Genomic DNA, 24,323 nt, shown 5'->3' on the forward strand with positions numbered 1-24,323 from the left:
AGCCTTTGGGTTTAGAAACTTTAACAACTTTAAAACAAAAATTCTCATCGCTTTGAACATTAAAAGGGAGAGAATCAATGTGATTCTCTCCCGATCTTGATGACTAGTCACCCACTACAGTTGACAAAGAGCCTTTTTTGTCCAACTTTTGGGGTGCAGTTCATGATCATCATAGAGATTTTCTTTATCTCACACCTAGTGCAATTCTTGCATAACGACTCATTTTGTCAACAGACCAAGCAGGATACCAAACGAGTTTAACATCCACATTGGTGACTTCTGGAACACCTTTCATCACATCGTGAATTTGATCTGTTAGTAAATCTGCTAGGGGACAACCCATAGTTGTCAAGGTCATATCAATTTCAGTTGCACCGTCATCATCAAATCTAATCTCATAAACAAGGCCAAGATTAACAATATCAATGCCTAGTTCAGGATCAATCACTTGTTCAAGTGCCTTTAAAATTTTTCCTTTGATGATTTCGACTTCTTCAAGAGAATAGTTTTTTTCTGACATAAATACTTCTCCTAATCTTCAATAAAATCACGCAATTGTTTGCTACGACTTGGATGACGCAGTTTTCTTAAAGCTTTTGCTTCAATTTGACGAATACGTTCACGCGTCACATTAAATACTTTACCAACATCTTCCAAGGTTCTCATTTTACCATCATCCAACCCAAAACGTAGGCGAAGCACATTTTCTTCACGGTCAGTTAATGTATCTAAAACCTCGTTTAGCTGTTCACGTAAGACAACACGAGTGGTGTAGTCGATAGGATTTTCAATCACTTCATCTTCAATGAAATCTCCAAGATGGCTATCATCTTCTTCACCGATTGGTGTTTCTAATGACACAGGTTCCTGTGCTATTTTCAAGATTTCACGAACCTTATCCGGTGTCATCTCCATACGTTCACCTATTTGTTCAGGTGTAGGATCTTGCCCCAATTCTTGTAAAAGATTACGTTGCTCACGAACCAACTTATTAATTGTTTCAACCATATGAACAGGAATCCGGATGGTACGAGCTTGGTCAGCAATAGCACGAGTAATGGCTTGTCTAATCCACCATGTGGCATAAGTTGAAAATTTGAAACCTTTAGAATAATCAAATTTATCAACTGCTTTCATCAAGCCCATATTACCTTCTTGAATCAAATCAAGAAACTGCATGCCTCGACCTACATAGCGCTTTGCGATTGACACCACTAAACGTAGATTAGCTTCAGCTAGACGTTGCTTGGCTAAAGCATCTCCTTGATCAACTAAAACAGCTAATTCTTTTTCTTCTTCTGTGGTTAAAAGAGGCACAACACCAATTTCTTTTAGGTACATGCGTACAGGATCATTGACCTTTGCAGAATTACTACCAAGAAGTTCTTCATCGGTTAATTCTTCTGGTTTAATTTCTTCAACAGCATAGGTATTTGATGGATTACCTTCTTTATCAGTAATGGAAATTCCACCGTCTGTCAGACGTTCTAATAAATTTTCAATTTGATCGGCATCTAGTGTAAAAGGAATAACCAGTTTTTCTGTAATTTCATCATCAACTGCTGTTCCCGCTTTTTTATGATTACGAATAAAATCTGCGACTTGCACATTATACGTTGACATTTCTTTTTTACTTACCATAATTCTCCTTTATTCCATATGACGCTTTTGCTCAATCAAAGCTTCAAGTGCTGATATAGCACTGTCAATATCACCTTGATTGCTTGATTCACGGATAAATTGACTTTGTTTTTTTAAGTCTTGTTCTCTTAAAAAGAAATTACGCCGTTCTTCAATTTCTTCAATTTCATTTTCGGCTATCTCATCAGGTAGATTTTCTTCTAAAACTTGATAATAGGCCTGTCTTTGACTATCAGTTAGTTGATCCAAATCTAAAGTAGTAATTTCTCCTTTTTCTTTTAAAATACCATATAAAAACTGAAGTTCTGTTGTTTCAAATTTAAAATCATCTCTATTTCTAAAAGCATTTAATAAATGTTCATGATGAATTAAACGATGAAATAATTGATTTTCTGCTTTTAGAAGCCCAGTCGTATGCCCTACTTTTTGTATCTCATGATTAAGAGACGAAAGACTCATTCTAGCATTTGATTTTGACGACCGTTGAGTAAGACGGTAATTATTAACCACCTGTTCAATTTGTAGATAATCAAAATCTGGAAGTCTCTCTGCCAACTTATAGATATAGGTGTTTTGAGCAGTGATGGATTTTTCTTTGGCGATTAATTGTGCCATTTGATCAACATACGAAATTTCAGCTTGAAGATTGTCACTATTTTTGGGCATGTAAAATTGCATTAAAAATTCAATACTGCTGATTCGTGATTGCTCTAAAAGAGACACCAATTCTTGTTCAGAATACTTTTTAACGAATTCATCAGGATCCATCTGCTGTGGCATTTTAACAATCTCAACTGTCAAATCACTCAATATATCAAGCGCCTTAGTAATAGCCTCTTGTCCAGCAGAATCACCGTCATAAGTTAAGATAACCCTTTTAGCAAATTTTTTCAAATGTCTAACATGATCAGTCGTAAGTGCTGTTCCCATTGATGCGACAGCATTTTTTATCCCTGAACGATAAGCTGCTATGACATCCATAAATCCTTCCATAATATACACTTCATCTGTTTTTTTGATAACTGCTTTTGCCTTATCCAAATGATATAATTCGTAGGATTTATTAAAAAATGGTGTCGATCTTGTGTTTTTATATTTTGCTTGATGTTGACTAATTTCCTCTTTTGTCCAAATACGACCAGAAAAACCAATAGTATTACCCGAATCATCTGTTAGAGGAAACATAATACGATTTCTAAAAGCATCATATAATTGATTGCTATCACTAATATTAAATAATCCCGATGCCGTCAGATCTTTTTCTTCATACTTAGAAGAGATGCTTTGAAAAAGATAATTAGTCTCGTCTGGTGCTAATCCAATATTAAAATAAGTGATTAACTCATCCGTTAAACCTCGTTCATAGAGGTATTCTTTTGCCTTTTGACCGACAGTTGTTGTCATTAATACAGCATGATAAAATTTGGCAGCATCTTTATTTAGCTCAAAAATGATTTGATGAGGATGCTTTTTTTTCACTTGTTCACCAAGAGATTGACTACTAATTGAAAAACCAGATCTTTCTCCTAAAATTTTGACACTCTCTAAAAATGTAATTTGATGATATTCTTCAAGAAATTTAAATACATCACCTGACTTACCACAACCAAAACAGTGGTAAAACTGTTTATCTTCAATAACATTAAATGACGGGGTCTTTTCTTGATGAAAAGGACAAAGACCGAGGTAATTACGACCAGATTTTGTGAGATCGACAACCTCGCCAATAATATCAACGATATTAATGCTATTTTTGATGTCTGAAATCATTGTTTTATCAATTGCCAAATCATCACCTCTACACAAAAATCCCATTTTATTTTTATATTTCATTATAGCATAGTCACTTATAATTGTAAATTTTAAAAACCGCTTTACTTGCTTTTACAAAAGAATTACGTTATAATTCTCAAGAATCAAATGTGAAAGGAGCACAAAACATATGATTAAAGATCTTAAAAACTTTCTGTTTAAAGGAAATGTCCTTGATCTAGCAGTCGCTGTGATTATAGGAGGTGCCTTTGGTGCTGTCATTACTTCTTTAGTTGAAGATGTGATTACACCAATCATTGGTATGATTGTTGGTCAACCTGATTTCTCTAGTATCAAAATTGGCTCTATTGCTATTGGTAACTTTATCAATGCCGTTGTGAGTTTCTTGATTGTTGGTACAGTTCTCTTCTTTATTGTTAAAGCTGCTGAACGTGCAATGGCTATAGGTAAAACTGATGAAGTTGTTGAAGAAGAGCCTGCTGGACCTACTCAAGAAGAACTACTTATTGAAATTCGTGATTTATTAGCAAAAAAATAATAGTCACCATATAAATTTTTGAATCTGAAATGAAAGACAAACACTAACTTAGTGCTTGTCTTTTTTATTTTTAAACATTTGATTTTAATCTTAGATTTAACTATTCGTTTTAGAACTGAATTTTACGAACGTACTTCCATAACAACAGGTAAAACTGCTGGACGACGTTTTGTTTGTTCAAAGAGGAACTTACTAACAGCATCACGAATGGAAGACTTCAATTCACTCCACTCAAAACTATCTTTGGCTAAATATTTTTCTACTGTTTCGTTAACCAAATCAGCACTATCAATCAAAATATCTCTGCTCTTTTTAACATAAACAAAGCCACGTGTGTTAACTTTAGCTTTAGACACAATTTTTTTCTCACGTTTATTCACAGTAATAACAACAATGAAAATACCATCTTCTGATAAAACCTTGCGGTCTCTTAAAACAATATTACCAACATCACCGATTGCATTACCATCTAATAAAACATCATTGGCAGGAACTGTTCCCTCTTTTAAGAAGCGATCCTTTTGTAGAACCATGACATCTCCACGTTTCATGATATAAATATTTTCAGGGAACATACCAATCTCTTGTGCTAAGCCTGCATGAGCTGCTAATTCACGGTATTCTCCTTGAATTGGGAAAAGGTATTTAGGTTTCATGAGATTAATCATCAACTGCAAGTCTCTCCCATTAGCATGACCTGAGACACGTAAATTTTTAGTAATGGATTGAACCACTCCACCAGCCTTGTAAATCATATTTTCAACACGCGCAACAATAGCTTCACTAGCAATGCTTGGTGTAGTAATAATATAGATAAGATCACCATCTTTAATCTGTACATAACGGTGACGACCAGACGACATTTTTCTAAGACCATTGATAGGTTCACCCATACGTCCAGTTTCAAGAATAATTAACTCACTGTCATCAAATCTATCCATCTCTTTAGGCTTGATTAACAATTTTTTATCAGATAGAGATAATTTTTTCAAATCTAGAGCTGTTCTAACGATATTTTCAGCATCAAAACCAGTTAACACAACACGACGGCCATGTTTTTCAGCAGCGTCAAAAACTTGCTGAATCCTTGCCAAGTTACTTGCAACAGCCGCAACAATAATACGACCTTCCCAATCAGCAATGACGTTATTGATTTCATCGCCAACTTCTGCTTCACTAGCAATTTGGAAATTACTTTCTGCATTGGCAGAATCTGAAAGAAGAGCCAAAACACCTTCACTACCAATTTCTGCTAATCGAGCAAAATCAGTTTGATAAAGATGACTAGCTGCTTGGTCAAATTTAAAGTCTCCAGTATAGACAATATTACCTTCTGATGTACCAATCACAATTCCTAAACTCTCTGGAATAGAGTGTGTTGTTTTAAAAAAGGAAATGGTGTTTTTACCAAATTCAATTTCTGTATCACTATCAACAATATGAAAATTATTAAATTTCTTAGTGGCATCATTTGCTTTAACCACCAATTTTGCTAGAGCAATTGTCAATTCTGAACCAAAGACAGGTGCTTTCACTTCTTCTAAAAGATAAGGAAGCGCTCCAATAGCATCAGCGTGTCCATGGGTTAAAAAGATGCCTTTAACTCTTTTTTTGTTTTCAAAAACATAGTCTAGATTAGGGATAACCACATCCACACCTAATTGTTCGTTTTCAGGATATTTTAATCCTGCATCTAAAATATAAATGGCTTTACCAACTTCTACGATATAGAAGTTTTTACCATTTTCTCTTACACCGCCCAGGGCAATGATTTTTATATTTGTCACTCTTTTCTCCTTAATTATTTTTTTAATACTAACGGTCCTTGCTTTTAAACAAGTCGAATTACAGCGATTGCAACAGTGTTGCATACTTTCTTAGTATACAACTTTTCCCTTATTTTTTCAATGAAAGGACACTAGAACGACTTTATCAAAAGCATTGATACGATTTATGAATGAACTGTGGTATAATAACAACATAAAACTGAAAGTTGGAATGTTATGTCTTTTGATGGCTTTTTTTTACACCATATGGTTAAAGAATTAAAAGAAGAAATTTTATTTGGTCGTGTGCAAAAGATTAATCAACCTTTTGAAAATGAGTTGGTTTTATCTATTCGTCAAAATCGTCAAAATTATCGATTACTCCTATCTGCTCATCCCGTATTTGGAAGACTTCATATCACTCAAGTCACTTTTTCTAATCCACAAACACCAAACACTTTTACAATGATTATGAGAAAATACCTTCAAGGTGCTGTCATTGAAGATATCAAACAACTGGAAAATGATCGTATTGTTGAAATGACCTTTTCCAATAAAAATGAGATTGGTGATCATATCAAAGTAACTTTGATGATTGAGATAATGGGAAAACACTCAAATATCATCTTGATTGATAAAAATGAAGGCAAAATTATTGAATCAGTCAAACACGTTGGTTTTTCACAAAATAGCTATCGCACTATTTTACCAGGCAGTTCTTATGTTTTGCCACCAAAAACTAATAGCATCAATCCTTTTGAGATTTCTGATGAAAAATTATTTGAGTCTTTGCAGACTAATGAACTTAACCCAAAAAACCTACAACTGCTATTTCAAGGATTGGGACGCGATACTGCAATAGAACTTAGTCAAAGACTAACCAATGAAAAATTTCAAGCCTTTCGTCACTTTTTTAATCAGCTTACAACACCTAGTCTTACAGAAAAATCCTTCTCAGCCATTTTATTTTCAGACTCAAAAGAAACTTTTTCGAGTTTATCGGAAATGTTAGACGTCTATTATAAAGATAAGGTACAAAAAGATAGGATCAATCAACAAGCCAATGATTTAATCCACCGTGTTAATACGGAAATACAAAAAAATAAGAAAAAATTAAAAAAACAAGAGCAAGAATTAAAAGATACTGAAAATGCAGAAGAATTCCGTCAAAAAGGAGAATTATTGACAACCTTTTTAAGGAGTGTTCCAAATAATCAAAACCAGGTTACTCTTGATAATTATTACACAGGAGAAAAGATAACTATTTCATTAGATAAAGCTTTAACTCCTAATCAAAATGCTCAACGCTATTTTAAGAAATACCAAAAATTAAAAGAAGCTGTGAAACATCTCAGTCATTTGCTCAAAGAAACCAGAGAAACAATTGCTTATTTAGAAACCGTTGAAACGGCTCTTAATCAGGCAACTCTTTCTGAAATTGCTGATATCAGAGAAGAATTGATTGAAACAGGATTTATCAAACAAAAAAGACGTGATAAACATCATAAAAAACAAAAACCTGAACAGTACTTAGCGAGTGATGGAAAAACACTTATCTTGGTTGGTAAAAATAACCTCCAAAATGACGACCTTTCTTTTAAAATTGCTCAGAAAAATGATCTCTGGTTCCATGCCAAAGATATTCCAGGTAGTCATGTGGTTATTCGTAATAACCCAGATCCTAGTGATAAGGTCAAAACTGATGCTGCTGAACTTGCCGCCTATTTTTCTAAAGCACGACTCTCTAATCTTGTTCAAGTAGACATGATTGAAGCAAAAAAATTAAATAAACCGACCGGATCAAAACCAGGTTTTGTCACCTATACTGGGCAAAAAACCTTAAGGGTAACCCCTGATGAAGAAAAAATTAATAGAATGAGACAGTCATAAAAAACACTTGCACAGGCAAGTGTTTTTTTAATCCCATTCTTCTAATAGATGAACAATTTCCAAGTTATCTGGCACCAGTTTGAGATAATTCTCTCCAATTCGTCTCATCTTTTCATTGTCACCATATTCTCTTAAAACGTAAAAATAATCTTTGAGAAATTCTGGATTAGTTTTTAAATCATTGACTAATTCTTCATAAGACGCAATTGTCTTTTCTTCATCTTCAAGTGCATGATAAGCTTTAGCGATATTCCATCTGGTTAAAACATTATCAATAGACTCTTTACTCAAAGCAATGACGTCTTCATAGCGTTTTTCTTCCAGGTAAAGAGTTGTCAAGCGTAAAAAGACTTCCTCTTTGTCTTCTACAATTTGTTGAGCAGATAATAAATAAGCTTCTGCTGCTTTAATATCATGATTCTCATAAGATAATTGTGAAGCTAACAATAATAATTGACTATCAAATTCATTTTTAGATAATCCTTGTTGAGCAACCTTAAGAGCTTCTTGAATTTGATCTTCTTCGTGGAGTGATAAGGCATAAACATACTCATAACCAGCAAACTCACTGGAAAGATTATCTAATTGTTTAAAATAGATATTAGCTTTTTGATACTCTTGCTGTTGATACAATATTGTGGCTAATTCAAAAATAGTATCTTCGCTATAATCAAATTCCAGAGATTTTTCTAGAAATTCAATAGCTACTTCATATTTTCCTAGACTAGCATAGGATTTACCAATTCGTTGATAGGTGGAGATACCTGTTAATGCTAAAATTTCCTGATGGTTTAATTTGGCATATTCATTAATAGCTTCTTGGTAATGCTCCAGAGACAACTCAATTTCAGCCAAGCCAAAAACAATAAGTGGTTCTTGACTTAACTGACTAGCTTCAACTAATTTTTCACGCGCAACATCTGTCAAACCTTCTAAATCATATAAATCAGCCATAACTAATAGGGCAGAAAGATAATGCTCGCTTGTTTTTGAAATCTCATCAAGGTATAAAAAAGCTGTTTCAATATCACCTTCTTCTGCCACAATTTGCGCCAGATTAATATTTACTTCTGGGTAATAAGCTTTTAGCTTTAAATAGATTGCTTTTGCTTGTGGGTAAAAACCAATGCTTTCTAAGTATTCTGCCAAAGAAAGCAACATGTCATCACTATCATGTAAGAGGGCCTGATTAAAATAATAGTCTGCACCTTCTAAATTTTTATTTTCAATTGCCTCTAGCATTTTTTCACTATTAGTCATCAATCTTCTCTCTTTTATCTTCTTCATATAGCCCACTAACAGACTTATACCATTCAAACAATTCTTTCACCACGACTTTTAATGAGGCATAAACAGGTATACCAAGTAAGACACCCCAAAGACCAAACATTGATCCCGTTGTTAATAAAATAAATAATATAGTGATAGGATGGATGTTTAATTTGCTCCCTAAAACAAGTGGCGTCACAAAACGTCCTTCAATAGTTTGTTCGATGGTAAAAACAATGATAACCTTAACTAGCATCACTGGACCATCAACAATGGCTAAAATAACAACTGGAACCATGGCTAAAAAACTACCCAAGTAAGGTATCATATTTAAAAATCCAGCCATAATCCCTAGGGTAAACGCATAAGGTAGTTGGATAATGTTAAACATGATAGAAAACATTAAACCAACAACAATAGCAACTGTTACTTGTCCTTGAACATAACCTGATAACTGTTTGTTAACGTCAGTTAAAATACGTGCCATTGGTCTTCTAATTTTAGTTGGTAAATAAGAAACAATCGAACCTTTTATTTGGTTGCTATCTCTTAATAGGTAAAATAAGATGAAGGGTGAGATTAACACAGCTAACATTATTTTAGTCAAAGCAGAAGCAAATTTACTTGCCCAATCAACAGCCTGACTAGAAAAACTTTGAACAAAATCAATAGCTGTTTGACTAAAATTATCAATCATTTCAGATAATTGAGGACGCATGGCTTCAAGGCGATCATCTTTTAATAACTCTGTGAGCTGACTCTCTAATTTTGTGATATAGTCTGGTAAGTCATTGATAAAAGAGGTTATTTGTGTTTGTATTGTAGGAATAATACTTGCTATTCCTAAAATTAAAAGTCCAAACACCATCACAAAAACGATAGTAATGGAAGCTATTTTATTGAGTCCTTTTTTCTCAAAAAAAGAAACAATAGGGTCTAAAAGATAGTAAAGTAAGCCTGAAATCACTATCGGCAACATAATAATCGATATAATAGTGATAATTGGTGTAAAAATAAAACTAATCTTTGTCAATACAAAAATATTTAGAAAAACCAATAGCATTGATAATAAAACGACATTAGCCTTATTATCTACAAACCATTTAAAAAACCAGGTGAAACTAAATTTTTTGTCTCTAAAATTATTCATGGTATCCTCTTTAATATGTTATTATAAAAATTATCTTATTAATTATTCCTTAAATTGACAATGTGTTGTAAGGTCGTTTGGGGCTGTAATAAAGCTTCTTTTAAAAATCCAGGATTGAGATTGTAGCTAGCCAAGTCATTTAACGCTAACCATCTAACAGGCAAATTCCCATCTTCAAAAATATAATTAGGCGAAGATTCTAATAAGGTAACAGCGTAATGAAATTCAATATTATGAAAATTTTTCTTTGATAAAGAAAACTCATTTTCAACAACAAATCGTAAGTCAGAGACTTGACAAGCAACACCTAATTCTTCCATCACTTCACGTTTCACTGCTTCTTTTGTAGATTCACCAATTTCAATAGCACCACCTGGTAGGTAATAAGCCTCTTTTTCTTCATTATAATAAGTCAACAACTGATTGTTTTCAATAATAATGGCTGAGCCTCTGACACTAAAAACTGTTTGATTTCGTTCGTGTCTAAAATCATTATTAATCATAAAATAGGACCTCTTTATCCACCAATTTTTCATTAACATAGGAAAATTTAGCTGAAAAGAAAGGATAATCCTCCAAGATCCACTTTAACATTTCATAATCACCTTCCCAGGTTGGTTTCTTTAAAACTTCATTATAAGGCACCCATTCTAGTGTTCCTTCAGGGGAATCTTTTATCAGTTCTCCTTCAAATCCTGTCACCTTAAAAACATAGGTATACCAGTCATTTTCAGGCGTAAAACTAGGGAAAGTAACGATGCCTTTAAAGTCCATTTTTGTTGCAGTCAAACCTGTTTCTTCAAAAATTTCACGTTTAGCACATTCTTCAGGACTTTCACCAAGTTCTATTTTACCACCAACACTAATCCACTTGCCCTCATGAATATCATTTTCTTTTTTATTTCTATGAAGTAATAGTAATGCCTTACCATTATCAATATAGCAAATCGTCGCTAATTTTACCATTATTTCTCCCAAACCTTTTTATTCATTATACCAAAGTTTCAAAAATTATGGTGACTCTAACCTTTTCCTTTTAAAAGAAACTTGAACTAAAAAAATTTAAAAAAACATTAGAACAAGTCTAATGTTTTTTGATTATTTCTTAGTTTGATCAAACCAAATAGCAATTTCTCTTTTAGCTGCTTCAGTTGAATCTGAACCATGCACAATATTAAAAATACCACCTTCTTCTCCTGGAGCCTGAGCAAAATCTCCTCTAATAGTACCAGGTAGAGCATCTTTAGGATTTGTAACACCCATCATGGTTCGCCATGATGAGACAACACGGTTGCCTGAAATCACACCAATAACAATCGGACCACTTGTCATATAGTCTTTTAGTTCTGGGAAAAACGGTTTTTTAATAAGCGCTTCGTAGTGTTGTTCTAATAATTCTTGTGTTGCCATACGCATGTCTAATTTTTCAATAATAAACCCACGACGCTCAATTCTTTTAATGACTTCTCCCACTAATCCTCTTTTCACACCATCTGGTTTAATGATAAATAAGGTTTTTTCCATCATCTTTCCTCACAATTCTTTTCTTATATTATAACATGAAAACCCTTTCAAAAACAATTTTAAAAGCTTTAAAGCTTCTAATAACTACTAAATAGCTAATTTCTTGAAAACAATGATATAATAAAGACAGAAAAATAATTAAATGCTTTTCTATTAGTCGTAGTAATTCATTTTTTAATCTTCAAAAAGAAAGGAGTGTTTTTAATGAAAAAAATACTATTATCAATTTTATTATTGACCACTTTTATCACCTTAACAGCTTGTCAATCAGCTAATAAGGAAATAACAAATAATAATGACCAGAAAACAGTAAATCAAACCTCTGAATCTACTTTCTCAATTGGCAATACCAATCAAAGTGATTATACTGACATTATCAGCCAGTTACGTCAAACATTTAATCCTAATTTATCTGATGAAATTGATATTTCTGTTGAAGACAATGCTGCTTATAGAGAATTCCCTGAAATAAAAAATGTTATTGAGGTCTCCTTAGATGACGAATTAGCAGTACCAATCAATGAAGCAATAGCAGCAATAGAAAATGGTACTGCAACAGTTGATCAAAAAGAAAAAATTATGACTATCAGAAGACAGCTCTCTGATATTGCTAAAAAATTACCAAATGATTTGATTCATGTTGCTTTTGTGTATGAAACTGAAGATGATTTTGATAGAGTTGTTGCCATTTCAAACAAAAACGAAGATTTACTAGCAACAACAATTCCATAATATAAAAAATTGCCCTTTTTCTGTCCCTTTTTACATAAATAAAGCCCTCTAGTTAAACTAGGGGGCTTAAAACCTTATTAAATCAAGGTTTATTTTTTCAAGTTATAGAATGATTTCAAACCACGGTATTCAGCCACTTCACCAAGTTGATCTTCGATACGAAGTAATTGGTTATATTTAGCAATACGGTCTGTACGTGATAATGAACCAGTTTTAATTTGACCAGCATTTGTTGCCACAGCAATGTCAGCAATTGTTGAGTCTTCAGTTTCACCAGAACGGTGTGAAACAACTGCAGTATATCCTGCTTCTTTAGCCATTTCAATAGCTTCAAAAGTTTCAGTCAATGTACCAATTTGGTTAACTTTGATAAGGATTGAGTTAGCAGCATTTTCAGCAATACCACGCGCTAGGTAGTCAGTGTTTGTAACAAAGAAGTCATCTCCGACCAATTGTACACGTCCACCAAGACGAGAAGTAAGAGCTTTCCAACCATCCCAGTCATTTTCATCCATACCATCTTCGATAGTAATGATTGGGTATTTATTAACTAATTCTTCAAGGTAATCAACTTGTTCAGCTGCAGTACGAACAGCTGCACCTTCACCTTCAAATTTAGTGTAGTCGTATACTTTACGTTCTTTATCGTAGAATTCAGATGATGCTACGTCAAAACCAATCATAATACCATTTTCACCAGCTTCATATCCAGCTGCTTCAATCGCTTTAAGGATTGTTTCAACACCATCTTCAGTTCCTTCAAACTTAGGTGCAAATCCACCTTCGTCACCAACAGCAGTTACAAGACCACGTTCTTTAAGAATTTTCTTAAGAGCATGGAAAACTTCTGCACCCCAACGAAGACCTTCTTTGAAAGTAGGTGCTCCAACAGGAACAATCATAAATTCTTGGAAAGCAATTGGTGCATCAGAATGTGAACCACCATTAATGATGTTCATCATTGGTGTTGGAAGAACTTTAGCGTTAAATCCACCAAGATAGTTGTAAAGAGGAATTTCTAGGTAATCAGCTGCTGCACGCGCCACGGCAATAGAAACACCTAAAATAGCGTTAGCTCCCAATTTACCTTTATTTGGAGTACCGTCAAGAGCAATCATCGCACGGTCAATAGCTTGTTGATCACGAACATCATAACCGATAAGAGCTTCAGCGATAACGTTGTTTACGTTGTCAACAGCTTTTTGAGTTCCAAGACCAAGGTAACGAGACTTGTCACCATCACGAAGTTCAACTGCTTCGTGCTCACCAGTTGAAGCACCTGAAGGAACCATTCCACGTCCAAAAGCACCTGATTCAGTATAAACTTCTACTTCAAGTGTTGGGTTCCCGCGTGAGTCTAAGACTTCGCGAGCGTAAACATCTGTAATAATTGACATATAATACTCTCCTTATGAGTTTAATTTTTTACATGTTAATAATACCACAATCTCACAGCATAAGCAAGATTTTACCTTTCAAAAACAAAACAAGTTCTTGTTAAATAAGGATTTAAAGATACTGATAATTCTCATTATTACAAAATATATGAAAGGCATCTCTTCTACTTTTCTAAAAAATTAGTGTATAATAGTGATAGGAATAAAAAGAGGTGACTTATGACAGATTTGCACGAAAAGGTTTTAAAGGGTGCTCTTGGCGAAAAACGTTTAAATCCTGATGAACAGCGCTACTATCTTGGGACATTTTCTGAACGAGTTGTTCTTACGATTCTCATTGAAAATACTGATACAGAACAAGTGAAATCATTCTTTTCAGAAGCACTTGAACACCTTAGTGAGGAATATAATGACAATTTATTTGTTAAAATCTCTCCACAAATAGCTCTCAATCTTCAAATGCACTATTTAAAAATAGCTCAAGAAAAAAGCATTACTGCTACTATTATTGATGAAAAAACATCAAAGTCTCCATTTGGGATTGTTATTCATACGCAATCTCCTGAATACGTTGAAAAAACGGATATTTATGATGTCTTTCCTCAACTTCTTTCTGAAACAAAAGAAGAAAAAACTCCTCAAAAAAAATCATTCTTTAAGCGACTCTTTAAAAAATAAAAACCTCTCCTGACATCAACTGTCAAGGGAGGATTTCTTTCACTATAATAAATTAACAACAACGTTGTAGGTTGATAATAAAATAAGAAAAATAATTAGTAAGGAATAGAGTTGCTCAATTCTTTTAATAGATAAGGACTGATTAAGTCTTGTCCCAATTAGTCCACCAATTATTGCTGTGATGATTAAAAAAGGAATTATTTTTAAATCGTAGGCGATAAAACTACCACCAAGAACAGAAATTCCTAATTTTGATAATTGTGAGAAAAAGATTGTCGCCAAGGAGTAAAAAGAGGCTTCTTTAATGGTAAATGAAAAGAAAAACATGAGAACAGAAACGTTTAACGGTCCACCACCAATTCCCAAAAAGACAGAAATCATCCCAAGAAAAAGACCAATTGACATACTAGCTAAAGTATTTTTGACCTGAAGATTCTTGATTCTTCCTTTAGAGAGAGTATAGTATAATATTATTAGGAGAGTCAGTAATAAGATACTTCCTTGCACTGCTTTCACTTGTTGGTTATTCCAAATATTAAAAATAAATTGGAAAGCATATTCACCTAAAAAACCGCCAATTACTGATCCAAAAGATAGTGAATAAACAATATTTTTATTAAATTCTGTCTTTCTTCGAAGTTGTTTATAAAGAGAAATCACACACATCGAAAAAACAGCAACTGATGAGAAAAAACCAATTTCATCTACACTGTGAAAACCAACTAAGTCAAATAATGGCTTAATAATAATACCACCACCAAGTCCAGTTGTCGCACCGACGGATGTGGCAAATAAAACAATAAGGATATAAATTAAGATAATCAAGAGTGACTCCTTTTTAGTTATTAGTACCTTCTAGTTTAAAAAAAAATTGATAAAATAGCAACAAGAAGAGGATAATTTTATCCAAAAAGAAATGACTTATTTAAAATATGGAAAAATATCAGTAATATATTATCATATAATTATTAAAGTATGTTAGATGAGTTAATAAAATTCCTTAAATAAAATGAAAACAAAAAACTAAGAGGCTAGGTGTCTAATCCTATCCTCTTTAGTATTTATAGATAATTATCAATCAGTGAAATCACTTGATAAAGGTCTGGCTCAGTAATCTGATAATCAGCTTGTTCTCTCACAATAGGTTTGGCACAAAAAGCAATTCCAAGACCCGCTCTTTTTAACATTAAGAGATCATTAGCACCATCACCTACTGCGACCGTTTTTGACATGTCTAGCTGATTTTTACTTGCCCATTCTTCTAATTTTTCTTTTTTAACCTCTTTAGTGACAATATCACCAGTCACACGACCGGTTAAAATACCATCTTTTACTTCTAAACGATTAGCCTTAACATAGTCAATCCTTAATTTTTCAGCTAGTTTATCAACAATTTCGTGAAAACCACCTGAAACGAGTCCCACCTTGTAACCACGTCTATGGAGTTCTGAAACTAATTTTTCAGCCCCAATCGTAAAGTGTAGATTAGCTAACACCTCTTCAAAAATACTATCTGACAATCCTTTTAAAAGAGAAACACGTTTTTCCAAGGACTGTCTAAAATCCAACTCTCCTCTCATTGCTTGATCTGTAATACTTGCTATTTCTTCACCTTTACCAATAGCTTCTCCTAGTTGATCAATCACTTCTTCTTGAATGAGGGTTGAATCAACATCCATCACCAATAAGCCATTTATCTCTGCCATCTTTTCTCCATTTTCTTGTTTTATTTGTTAAAAAAGCACCTTGCCTTAGAAATTCCTATTTAACAAGGAAATTAAGGTTAAGTGCTTCTAGCGATGACTATTTTAAAAGCCAACTTTCTCTCTTGTTTTTTCATAAGAGGTTACAAAACGTTCAGTAACACCAGGCTCAACTGTTTCAAGTGCATAAGAAATCTCTTCAAACGAAGCTTGATAATCAAAATGAACTTCAAACAATTCTAAAGCTCTCTCAAAACTTTCTTGTACAGATGCTTCAAAACTACGATAACGATTTGAATATTGTAGTAGTTGCTCTGTCAAGGTAGCATTTTCGATAACTTGATAAGTTGTCTCTTCAAGTGTTGTTAGAGCTCCTGTTGCAGCATCAGTCAGTTTTAAGACGACATTAATATCCACTCTTCCACGACTAAGCTCATCTCTTAAAGCTTCTAGCTGAGAACTAGTTGTAAAGAAAGTACTTAAGAAATATTGTGGAATGCCAGGTAAATTTTTCTTCTCCATATAGCGTTTAATAATATGAAGTTTGTTGATGTAATTATCAAGCGTTTGACGTGATGTCTCTTCAAGTGTTTCAATATCTTTAAATGTCTCTAAAATAGCAAATTGTTCTTGCTCAATTTCTGACAAATGATCATGTGTTTTAGCAAGAGAATCTTTTAAAATTGAGAAAGGTTCTTTTCTTTCTTCAATAGCTTCAATGACAGTAGTTGTTTCAGATTCTAATGTTAATAATTGCTCTTTAAACGTTTCTAATTTTTCGATATTTTTTTCATCTAAAAGATAACGATGAGATAAACGTTGGTATTCATCAATTAATTTTTGATTGTTTTCTTTATTATGATTAATGAATTTTGGAATAACAACTTTTTCTTTATTAACCTTTTTGAAAGCGGCAATTTCTTTTTCAAACAAAGCATATAAAGAATCAATATTTTCTTGGATATCTTGATTACTACTTTCTGCTTTATCTAAATCTAACGATGATAAATCTTCAATTGTTTTAGCAATCGCTTCTCTGATTTCTTGGAAACGCACTTCAATATCATCTTCAGTAAATTGATAATCTTCTTCCAAAAGACGACCATATCCTGTTTCTAAATCATCAAGCTGATCTGGAAAATCATCTTCTAGTTTTGTCACAATGGCAGGAATTTTTTCAGTAATTTGACCAAGAGCAATGGTATGTTCTTCAGCACGTTCCAAAATATTAGCCGCTTCAATTGGATCACCAGAGGAATTCAAAGTCACAAATTGTGAAAACTCACCTTGAATATTTTTTAACTGTTTACCAATTTCAGTCATAGTGGGACCGTAATTATCGGCATTTTCAGCAATGTCATTTTGAAGGGTTTCATACATATCAAGAGCATGTGTTACTCGTGAACTATTTTTCCCTTCTTGTTCCTTAAGAACTTCAAGTGCTTCTCTAATACCTTTAATATCTTCTTCAACTAAATTTAATTGGCTTTCAATGCTGTTAATTTCATTTTTGGCTTTAAAGAAATTAAAGGTAGCATTTAGATTTTCAGCCTCAAAAATGTGGTTTTCAATATCACTAAAAGAATTGAGTGATAAATCAACCCATTTTTGATTCCATTCACGAAAAGCGGTCTGACTTTGGCCAATCAAATGAAGATTCTTAACTTCTTCAATTTCATCATTGACAGGCAAATCAAAAAGCTCTTGCTTTCTTTCTTCTAGTTTTATAATCAAGGCATCATTACGTCTTCTTATAATTGCACCTATAAGATAAGCAATGATAACTAATAAAACAATTCCTACTATTAATAAGACGATTCCACTGGTCATCTTAATCTCCTTAACTTGTCATTTTTTACTAATATGGTCTATAACATTACGATTATACCATACTTCTATGTGGTTTTCAAAAGCTTATATATCTAAAGTACTATAAACAGCATTTTCTTCAATAAATTCTCGTCTTGGCTCAACTTTATCACCCATGAGCATTTCAAAAACACGATCAGCTTCAGCAGCATCTTCAATGGAAACCTGTGCCATTAAACGTCTCTCTGGATCCATAGTCGTTTCCCAAAGTTGGTGATCATCCATTTCTCCTAATCCTTTATAACGTTGAACAGATGGCTTAGAGCGACCTTCACTGTACTTTTGCATAGCTACTTTTAGTTCTTCTTCTTGATTTGGACCAGGTTGAATATATTGTTTAATCTCACTACCAACCTTGATACCATAAATTGGTGGTTGAGCGATGTAAACAAATCCAGCTTCTAATACAGGACGCATAAAGCGGTAAATCAAGGTTAGTAATAAAGTTCTAATGTGTGCACCATCAACATCAGCATCAGTCATAATCACTAATTTATGATAACGTGCCTTTTCAACATCAAAATCATTACCAAATCCTGTTCCCATGGCTGTAAAGATGGTTCTGATTTCTTCATTGGATAAAATCTTATCCATGGTTGCTTTTTCTACATTGAGAATTTTACCTCTGATAGGTAGGATGGCTTGAAACTCGCGATTTCGACCAGATTTAGCTGAACCACCAGCAGAGTCACCCTCAACAATGAACAACTCATTTTGAGCTGCATCATTTGAAGAACAGTCAGCTAATTTCCCTGGCAAATTTGAAATTTCAAGACCGGATTTTTTACGTGTGACTTCTCTAGCGCGTTTGGCTGCTATACGGGCTTTACTTGCTAAAATCCCTTTTTCAACAATTTTTTTGGCTGTTTGAGGATTTTCTAACAAGAAGCGGTTGAAAGCTTCACTAAATAAACGATTCGTGATTTTAACAACTTCACTATTACCTAATTTAGTTTTAGTTTGTCCTTCAAACTGAGGATTAGGATGTTTGATAGAAATAACAGCTGTCAATCCTTCACGAACATCATCACCTGTAAGATTATCATCATTATCTTTTAAGATTTTATTTTTCTTAGCATAATCATTGATAACACGTGTTAAAGCTGTTCTAAACCCTTGCTCGTGTGTTCCACCTTCATGAGTATGAATATTATTGGCAAAACTCATGACGTTTTCATGATAACCAGTAGTGTATTGCATGGCTACTTCAACAGCAATGCCTTCCATTTCACCATCTGTGTAGATTGGGTTATCAAAAATAACTTGTTTATCAGTATTGATAAACTCTACATAGCTAGCAATCCCTCCTTCATAATGAAATTCTAACTCTTGAGGGTTATGTTCTCGTTTATCTGCGATTGATATTCTTAATCCACGGTTTAAAAAAGCTAATTCTTGGATACGTTTTGCTAGTTTATTAAAATCAAACTCCAAGGTTTCTGTAAAAATTTCACCATCAGGTGTGAAGTGAACAGTTGTGCCTGACAAATCTGTCTCTCCTATGATTTTTAAATCATCAACAACCTGACCTCTTTGGTATTCTTGATAGTAAATGTTACCATTTTTATATACTTTAACATCTAGCTGGCTAGATAAGGCATTAACAACTGAGGAACCTACACCATGAAGACCACCTGAAACCTTATAGCCGCCACCACCAAATTTACCCCCAGCATGAAGGACTGTAAAGACCGTTTCAACTGCTGGACGACCTGTTTTTTCTTGAATCCCTACAGGAATTCCTCGACCATCATCAGATACAGTGATAGAGTTATCTGGTTCAATATATACCTTGATATGATTAGCAAATCCAGCCAAGGCCTCATCAATGGAATTATCGACAATTTCCCAAACTAAGTGATGTAGTCCTTCTTTTGATGTCGAACCTATGTACATTCCTGGACGCATACGAACAGCTTCCAAGCCTTCTAAAACTTGAATTTGACTGGCATCGTACTCATTTGCTAAATCCTTTTTCTTTTTCTTATCTTTTACCATTCTCCCTAACCTTATCGTTATTTTTTAAATCTGATTGTCTGTTCATTTAACAGAAAGCTTTTAGCATTTTTGACAATCGGACTTCCTATAAATGCATTGTTATTATTAACCTTCATTCAATGAAATGAAGTGCACAATAATCTCATTATATACGCTATATATTATAACATATTTTTATGTTTTTTACACTATTTTGAATAGAGAAAAAAGCCCTATTTCTAGAACTTTTCTTCATCGGTCAATTCTTGTTTTTCAATGAAAGTCTCTTTGTTTTTTTGATTTTGGTAAGACATTGATAAAATTAGACCAACCCCCAATAAATTGGAAATTAAAGAGCTTCCTCCTTGGGATATAAAAGGTAGCGGAATACCTGTTAGAGGAAGAACACCAATGGCAGCCCCAATATTTTCAAAAATATGGAACAAAATCATCATAATAAATCCTGTTGAAATGTATGTGTAAAAGAGGTTATTGGTCTCAAAAGTCACTCGAATCATACGATAGATTAAAAATAAATAGAGTCCTAAGAGAATGCTTGAGCCGATAAAACCAAAATTTTCAGCAATTACTGTAAAAATCATATCACTTTCTCTAACAGGAACCGCTAAATCAACCACATTAAGACCTTTACCAGTAAAGCCACCACTTCCTATAGAAATCATTCCTTGGGTTTGTTGGTAAGCGATAGAATCGGCAAAATCAAAAGGATTTAACCAAGCTGAAATACGGTTAATCTGATAGGTATCCATTCCTAACTGATAAAAGAAAGATTTGCCTGTTGGAGAAAGAAATACAGCCAAAAATCCAACTGTTCCAGTAATAATCAAGGTTGTCACAAAAACAATTAACTGCCAAGAAATACCTGATAATAAAATAAGCCCCGACAAGATAGCCATAAACACTAAGGCGGTCCCTAAATCTTTTTGTAAAGCCAGTAAAAATAAAACAGGAAGCGTTAATAAACCATAAACTAAAAGCAACTTCAAATCATCCTTAAAATAGCGGTTAACAACATCTTGCTGTAATTTAACAGTTGCCTGTGACAACATCAAAATATAGGAAATTTTCATGAATTCTGAAGGTTGAAATAAGGTTGTATTTCCTATTGTAATCCAGTTTTTGGCTCCTGTTAGAGCCACTAATTGAGGACTATAAAAAAACAGAGGCAACATCATCAAGATAATACCAAACACATAGAGAAAAGGGGTCATTTTCCACAAAAATTCAGTGCTAAATAACATAACGATAAAACTCAGAACAAATCCAAGTAAAATCCATAAAACTTGTTGTATCAAAACAGTTGAGAGGTTTTGAGGATAGTCATGGTTGATGGCTATATAAACAGCTAATAAACCAATAATTAATAAAATAAAAACTGGCAAAATTAACAAATAATCAATTCTATTATCAATGATTTTTTTAAATTTTTCCATGACGACCCCTCAAATTTTTTGTCATTTTATTATATCATGATTTTTAAATATTGCTTGTTTTTTTCCTGTTAAAAATAAGGACTTTTATTTACTCGCAAATAAAAAACAACCCTCTTATAATAATCTTAAGGGTTGATATGTGATGTCCCCTGTAGGAATCGAACCTACAACGACTTCTTAGGAGGAAGTTGTTATATCCATTTAACTAAGGGAACTGATAAAAAAATCTGCTCAAATGAGCAGATTTTTGAAATCATCTTAACGACGAATTTCTTTAATACGAGCTGCTTTACCTTGCAAAGCACGTAAGTAGTAAAGTTTCGCACGACGAACTTTACCGTAACGAACAACTTCAATTTTATCAACACGAGGTGTGTGAAGTGGGAAAGTACGTTCTACACCGATACCGCTTGATAATTTACGAACAGTATACATTTCTGAGATACCTTGACCTTTACGAGAGATAACAACACCCTCAAAGATCTGGATACGTTCACGAGTTCCTTCAACAACTTTCGCATGAACACGAACAGTGTCACCAGGGCGAAACGCAGGGATATCAGTACGAAGTTGACCTTCAGTCAAACTTTGAATTAATGGATTCATTTTATTTTCTCCTTATCTTACTAATCTTAAGAGCCATTGTCTTAGCGGATTAGCCGTTTATTGTGTGTCCATTACACACGCAGTCTATTTTATCAAATTATCTTAATAATGTAAAGATAAATTTTAGTTTAGAACTTAATATTTTTGTTCCCCATAGATACTATTTCTTTTACCAAAACTCATAGTAAAGACCATAACAATAAAGAAATAAGGGAGATTTTCCATACCAAAAACTTCCGCTCCAATTAAAATAGGTGCTAAGAAGGTACTTGTAGCACTACCAAACACACTAGCATAGCCAAGAGCCGCAACCAAAGAAATGGGAAGTCCAAAAATTGGAGCCAAAACGACACCCAAACTTGAACCGATAGCAAATAGTGGCGTTACTTCACCGCCTTGAAAACCAACGGCTAATGTTAGTAAAGTAAGCACTAATTTTAATAGCCAATCATAGCTTAAAATGCTACCGCCAGAAAAACTCGCTGAAATCAGATTTGTTCCAAGTCCTGAATAACGTCCCATATCTAACAAAAGAAAAGTAAGTGCTAAGATAGATCCGATAAGAAATATACGAAGATAAGCATTTGGTAACTTATCAGCTAACCATTTTTTTAATTGCTTTAATCCTAAAGCAAAAAAATTACCCGTCAAACCAAATAATAAACCTAATAGAGCTAATTTCATAAATAAAATTGGGGTAATCGTTAAAGAAATATCAACTGGCACTTCAAAATGCTCTAATCCTAGAAAATGTGAGGTTTGACTTGCAGTGTAAGAAGCCACTAAAACAGGGACTAAAGCAAACAATCTGATACGACCAATAAATAATACTTCAATAGCAAATAAGGTTGCCGCAAGAGGCGTTTGAAAAAGACCAGCAAATCCAGCTGCCATACCCGTCATTAAAAATAGACGACGATTATCTTCTTCAAATGTTTTAGTGAAAAAATTTGAAATAGTGGCACCAATTTGAACAGCAACACCTTCACGACCAGCACTACCACCAAATAAATGAGTCACCCAAGTCGTCAAGATAATTAAGGGAATTAATCTCTTAGGAATTGTCTTATCTTGACCATGACCAACCCGAAAAACTAAACCCATACCACCATTTGCTTTGCCACCATAATACTGGTATAAAAATATAATAAGAAGACCAGAAAAGCCTAGAAACGGAATTAAAAACATAGGATAGTCTGATCGTATGTCTCCAATTAAAAGGAGAATACGACCAAAAACCATATCAAAGGCACCTGTTATTAAACCAATCACGACACCCATAATAATGAACAAGAGTTGTTTTTTGGCAAATATTAGAATGTTCTTGCTGTTAGTAGTCATCTCTTAGTCTCTCTTCTTGAAATTTTTTTGAGTGAAACATGATATCTTTAAAAGTAGCTACGATTGCTTCTTGATATAAATCATTTTTAATCTCTTGAGTAACTTTTTTTAAAACGTCTTCTTCTCTTTGTTGATCTAAAACTGGCATATTGTGAGACTTTTTATAGGCAACAACTTGACTAACTAGTGTCATTCTCTCTTCTAAAAGACTGATAAGTGTTTTATCAATAAGGTCAATAGCTTGACGACTTTTTTCTAATGTCATATTAACTCCAATTCTAAGGTTTCTTTCATTATAAAGGATTACAAGAAACTTGACAAGCCAAGTAAGAACACCATTAGTCTACTAATAAATCATACTAAAGAGGCTAGAACAAAAGTATCTAGCCTCTAGTCTTTATTTCATTTTATAACATAAGCATTAAGAAAGTGTTATTAAGCTGATAAATGCCTTTCTAAAACTTTACTAAATATCAAAAGACAATAGATTTTTTAAAATAATTGATTTTAGGTAATTTTTTAGTCAGTAAGTTTATTAGAAATTTCTTCTGCAAAAGCTTCTAAACGCTCAATATCTTCTTCTTCAGCAGCCAAATCAACTTTGACACTGTCAGCTCCTTTAGTTGCTCCAGTCATTGCAAAAGCCTCCTCAAAGTCATCAACTGACTGGCAAAAATTATCATAAAAAGTATCCCCTGAGCCAACAACACCATAAATTTTTTCAGAAAGATCTAATTCTTTTAAATCATCATAAAAATCAAGTATTTCATCAGGCAACTCACCTTCACCATAAGTATAGGTAGCAACAATGACAATATCGCCATCTTCAAAATCACTAGCATCAACAGTTGTACACTCATTAACATCAACGGTATGTCCTAGCTCTTCTAATTTTTTAGCAACGATATCGGCAATCTCTTCTGTGTTACCTGTCATACTAGCATAAACAATTTGTGCAAAAGCCATAGTTTCCTCCTCATTATAATGGTCTTATTATATCATAAATAATCAATTG

Annotated in this window: 23 protein-coding genes and 1 tRNA gene; 4 read left to right on the plus strand and 20 right to left on the minus strand. The window is 33.4% G+C overall.

Annotated features, from left to right (window positions below; translation table 11 throughout):
• Nucleotides 1–184: 184 nt before the first annotated feature.
• From N7659_RS06905 to dnaG, 3 genes are read right to left on the minus strand one after another with little or no spacing between them, the layout of a single operon-like run.
• On the minus strand, nucleotides 185–520 hold the full coding sequence (locus N7659_RS06905) for a metal-sulfur cluster assembly factor (RefSeq protein WP_263276427.1): 336 nt from the start codon (nucleotides 518–520) through the stop codon (nucleotides 185–187).
• A gap of 11 nt (nucleotides 521–531) precedes the next feature.
• The gene (rpoD, locus tag N7659_RS06910) at nucleotides 532–1,641 is read right to left on the minus strand and encodes an RNA polymerase sigma factor RpoD (RefSeq protein ID WP_263276428.1); all 1,110 of its coding nucleotides are present in this window, start codon (nucleotides 1,639–1,641) and stop codon (nucleotides 532–534) included.
• A 9-nt stretch (nucleotides 1,642–1,650) separates the two neighbouring features.
• On the minus strand, nucleotides 1,651–3,456 hold the full coding sequence (gene dnaG, locus N7659_RS06915) for a DNA primase (protein WP_317629570.1): 1,806 nt from the start codon (nucleotides 3,454–3,456) through the stop codon (nucleotides 1,651–1,653).
• Between the two features lie 127 nt (nucleotides 3,457–3,583).
• Here dnaG and mscL point away from each other — a divergent pair, with 127 nt between their 5' ends.
• Complete coding sequence (gene mscL / locus N7659_RS06920; RefSeq protein ID WP_263276430.1) at nucleotides 3,584–3,952, plus strand: large conductance mechanosensitive channel protein MscL; 369 nt, start codon at nucleotides 3,584–3,586, stop codon at nucleotides 3,950–3,952.
• A 122-nt stretch (nucleotides 3,953–4,074) separates the two neighbouring features.
• On the opposite strand, the gene N7659_RS06925 is transcribed toward mscL, so the two are convergent.
• Entirely contained in the window at nucleotides 4,075–5,739 is a 1,665-nt protein-coding gene (locus tag N7659_RS06925; RefSeq protein ID WP_263276431.1) for a ribonuclease J, read from the minus strand.
• A 216-nt stretch (nucleotides 5,740–5,955) separates the two neighbouring features.
• Between N7659_RS06925 and N7659_RS06930 the strand changes: the two genes are divergently transcribed.
• Complete coding sequence (locus N7659_RS06930; RefSeq protein ID WP_263276432.1) at nucleotides 5,956–7,608, plus strand: NFACT family protein; 1,653 nt, start codon at nucleotides 5,956–5,958, stop codon at nucleotides 7,606–7,608.
• Between the two features lie 27 nt (nucleotides 7,609–7,635).
• Here the strand turns inward: N7659_RS06930 and N7659_RS06935 are convergent, their stop codons facing one another.
• The 5 genes from N7659_RS06935 to ndk form a co-directional block, all read right to left on the minus strand.
• Nucleotides 7,636–8,868 carry a tetratricopeptide repeat protein gene (locus N7659_RS06935; RefSeq protein WP_263276433.1) on the minus strand — a complete coding sequence of 411 codons (1,233 nt, stop codon included), beginning with the start codon at nucleotides 8,866–8,868 and terminating at the stop codon, nucleotides 7,636–7,638.
• Nucleotides 8,861–10,027: an AI-2E family transporter gene (locus N7659_RS06940; RefSeq protein WP_263276434.1), complete on the minus strand. Its 1,167-nt coding sequence runs from the start codon at nucleotides 10,025–10,027 to the stop codon at nucleotides 8,861–8,863. Before N7659_RS06940 ends, N7659_RS06935 begins: the two co-directional genes overlap by 8 nt.
• A 38-nt stretch (nucleotides 10,028–10,065) precedes the next feature.
• Complete coding sequence (locus tag N7659_RS06945) at nucleotides 10,066–10,530, minus strand: NUDIX hydrolase (protein ID WP_263276435.1); 465 nt, start codon at nucleotides 10,528–10,530, stop codon at nucleotides 10,066–10,068.
• Nucleotides 10,523–10,993: an NUDIX hydrolase gene (locus N7659_RS06950; protein WP_263276436.1), complete on the minus strand. Its 471-nt coding sequence runs from the start codon at nucleotides 10,991–10,993 to the stop codon at nucleotides 10,523–10,525. Before N7659_RS06950 ends, N7659_RS06945 begins: the two co-directional genes overlap by 8 nt.
• Nucleotides 10,994–11,125: 132 nt before the next feature.
• On the minus strand, nucleotides 11,126–11,551 hold the full coding sequence (gene ndk, locus N7659_RS06955; RefSeq protein ID WP_263276437.1) for a nucleoside-diphosphate kinase: 426 nt from the start codon (nucleotides 11,549–11,551) through the stop codon (nucleotides 11,126–11,128).
• Nucleotides 11,552–11,755: 204 nt separating this feature from the next.
• Between ndk and N7659_RS06960 the strand changes: the two genes are divergently transcribed.
• A complete protein-coding gene (locus N7659_RS06960; RefSeq protein WP_263276438.1) occupies nucleotides 11,756–12,283 on the plus strand; it encodes a hypothetical protein in 528 nt (175 codons plus the stop codon).
• Between the two features lie 89 nt (nucleotides 12,284–12,372).
• On the opposite strand, the gene eno is transcribed toward N7659_RS06960, so the two are convergent.
• Entirely contained in the window at nucleotides 12,373–13,680 is a 1,308-nt protein-coding gene (gene eno, locus N7659_RS06965) for a surface-displayed alpha-enolase (RefSeq protein ID WP_199567570.1), read from the minus strand.
• Nucleotides 13,681–13,899: 219 nt separating this feature from the next.
• Between eno and N7659_RS06970 the strand changes: the two genes are divergently transcribed.
• On the plus strand, nucleotides 13,900–14,358 hold the full coding sequence (locus N7659_RS06970; RefSeq protein WP_263276439.1) for a YueI family protein: 459 nt from the start codon (nucleotides 13,900–13,902) through the stop codon (nucleotides 14,356–14,358).
• Nucleotides 14,359–14,400: 42 nt separating this feature from the next.
• On the opposite strand, the gene N7659_RS06975 is transcribed toward N7659_RS06970, so the two are convergent.
• The 10 genes from N7659_RS06975 to N7659_RS07020 form a co-directional block, all read right to left on the minus strand.
• Nucleotides 14,401–15,183, minus strand: a complete 783-nt coding sequence (locus N7659_RS06975) for a sulfite exporter TauE/SafE family protein (protein WP_263276440.1) — start codon at nucleotides 15,181–15,183, stop codon at nucleotides 14,401–14,403.
• A gap of 236 nt (nucleotides 15,184–15,419) precedes the next feature.
• On the minus strand, nucleotides 15,420–16,088 hold the full coding sequence (serB, locus tag N7659_RS06980) for a phosphoserine phosphatase SerB (RefSeq protein ID WP_317629571.1): 669 nt from the start codon (nucleotides 16,086–16,088) through the stop codon (nucleotides 15,420–15,422).
• A 78-nt stretch (nucleotides 16,089–16,166) separates the two neighbouring features.
• Nucleotides 16,167–17,891, minus strand: a complete 1,725-nt coding sequence (gene ezrA, locus N7659_RS06985; protein WP_263276442.1) for a septation ring formation regulator EzrA — start codon at nucleotides 17,889–17,891, stop codon at nucleotides 16,167–16,169.
• Nucleotides 17,892–17,975: 84 nt separating this feature from the next.
• Entirely contained in the window at nucleotides 17,976–19,928 is a 1,953-nt protein-coding gene (gyrB, locus tag N7659_RS06990) for a DNA topoisomerase (ATP-hydrolyzing) subunit B (protein ID WP_263276443.1), read from the minus strand.
• 218 nt (nucleotides 19,929–20,146) lie between these two features.
• The gene (locus N7659_RS06995; RefSeq protein WP_263276444.1) at nucleotides 20,147–21,361 is read right to left on the minus strand and encodes an FtsW/RodA/SpoVE family cell cycle protein; all 1,215 of its coding nucleotides are present in this window, start codon (nucleotides 21,359–21,361) and stop codon (nucleotides 20,147–20,149) included.
• 143 nt (nucleotides 21,362–21,504) lie between these two features.
• Nucleotides 21,505–21,576, minus strand: a tRNA-Arg gene (locus tag N7659_RS07000).
• Between the two features lie 43 nt (nucleotides 21,577–21,619).
• Nucleotides 21,620–21,967: a 50S ribosomal protein L19 gene (rplS, locus tag N7659_RS07005; RefSeq protein WP_199567577.1), complete on the minus strand. Its 348-nt coding sequence runs from the start codon at nucleotides 21,965–21,967 to the stop codon at nucleotides 21,620–21,622.
• 135 nt (nucleotides 21,968–22,102) lie between these two features.
• Nucleotides 22,103–23,308, minus strand: a complete 1,206-nt coding sequence (locus tag N7659_RS07010) for a chloride channel protein (RefSeq protein WP_263276445.1) — start codon at nucleotides 23,306–23,308, stop codon at nucleotides 22,103–22,105.
• Nucleotides 23,298–23,573, minus strand: coding sequence for a chorismate mutase (locus N7659_RS07015; protein ID WP_263276446.1), 276 nt, complete (start codon nucleotides 23,571–23,573; stop codon nucleotides 23,298–23,300). The genes N7659_RS07010 and N7659_RS07015 overlap by 11 nt, the downstream gene beginning before the upstream one ends.
• A 254-nt stretch (nucleotides 23,574–23,827) precedes the next feature.
• On the minus strand, nucleotides 23,828–24,274 hold the full coding sequence (locus N7659_RS07020; RefSeq protein WP_263276447.1) for a flavodoxin: 447 nt from the start codon (nucleotides 24,272–24,274) through the stop codon (nucleotides 23,828–23,830).
• Nucleotides 24,275–24,323: the final 49 nt, after the last annotated feature.

This window comes from Streptococcus sp. CSL10205-OR2 (genome assembly GCF_025660655.1).
In the GTDB taxonomy this organism is placed as follows: domain Bacteria; phylum Bacillota; class Bacilli; order Lactobacillales; family Streptococcaceae; genus Streptococcus.

Coding starts and splice junctions, on each gene's coding strand:
- N7659_RS06905 (WP_263276427.1), bottom strand. CDS start 520: ATGTCAGAAAAAAACTATTCTCTTGAAGAAGTCGAAATCATCAAAGGA.
- rpoD (WP_263276428.1), bottom strand. CDS start 1,641: ATGGTAAGTAAAAAAGAAATGTCAACGTATAATGTGCAAGTCGCAGAT.
- dnaG (WP_317629570.1), bottom strand. CDS start 3,456: ATGGGATTTTTGTGTAGAGGTGATGATTTGGCAATTGATAAAACAATG.
- mscL (WP_263276430.1), top strand. CDS start 3,584: ATGATTAAAGATCTTAAAAACTTTCTGTTTAAAGGAAATGTCCTTGAT.
- N7659_RS06930 (WP_263276432.1), top strand. CDS start 5,956: ATGTCTTTTGATGGCTTTTTTTTACACCATATGGTTAAAGAATTAAAA.
- N7659_RS06935 (WP_263276433.1), bottom strand. CDS start 8,868: ATGACTAATAGTGAAAAAATGCTAGAGGCAATTGAAAATAAAAATTTA.
- N7659_RS06940 (WP_263276434.1), bottom strand. CDS start 10,027: ATGAATAATTTTAGAGACAAAAAATTTAGTTTCACCTGGTTTTTTAAA.
- N7659_RS06945 (WP_263276435.1), bottom strand. CDS start 10,530: ATGATTAATAATGATTTTAGACACGAACGAAATCAAACAGTTTTTAGT.
- N7659_RS06950 (WP_263276436.1), bottom strand. CDS start 10,993: ATGGTAAAATTAGCGACGATTTGCTATATTGATAATGGTAAGGCATTA.
- ndk (WP_263276437.1), bottom strand. CDS start 11,551: ATGGAAAAAACCTTATTTATCATTAAACCAGATGGTGTGAAAAGAGGA.
- N7659_RS06960 (WP_263276438.1), top strand. CDS start 11,756: ATGAAAAAAATACTATTATCAATTTTATTATTGACCACTTTTATCACC.
- eno (WP_199567570.1), bottom strand. CDS start 13,680: ATGTCAATTATTACAGATGTTTACGCTCGCGAAGTCTTAGACTCACGC.
- N7659_RS06970 (WP_263276439.1), top strand. CDS start 13,900: ATGACAGATTTGCACGAAAAGGTTTTAAAGGGTGCTCTTGGCGAAAAA.
- ezrA (WP_263276442.1), bottom strand. CDS start 17,891: ATGACCAGTGGAATCGTCTTATTAATAGTAGGAATTGTTTTATTAGTT.
- gyrB (WP_263276443.1), bottom strand. CDS start 19,928: ATGGTAAAAGATAAGAAAAAGAAAAAGGATTTAGCAAATGAGTACGAT.
- N7659_RS06995 (WP_263276444.1), bottom strand. CDS start 21,361: ATGGAAAAATTTAAAAAAATCATTGATAATAGAATTGATTATTTGTTA.
- rplS (WP_199567577.1), bottom strand. CDS start 21,967: ATGAATCCATTAATTCAAAGTTTGACTGAAGGTCAACTTCGTACTGAT.
- N7659_RS07010 (WP_263276445.1), bottom strand. CDS start 23,308: ATGACTACTAACAGCAAGAACATTCTAATATTTGCCAAAAAACAACTC.
- N7659_RS07015 (WP_263276446.1), bottom strand. CDS start 23,573: ATGACATTAGAAAAAAGTCGTCAAGCTATTGACCTTATTGATAAAACA.
- N7659_RS07020 (WP_263276447.1), bottom strand. CDS start 24,274: ATGGCTTTTGCACAAATTGTTTATGCTAGTATGACAGGTAACACAGAA.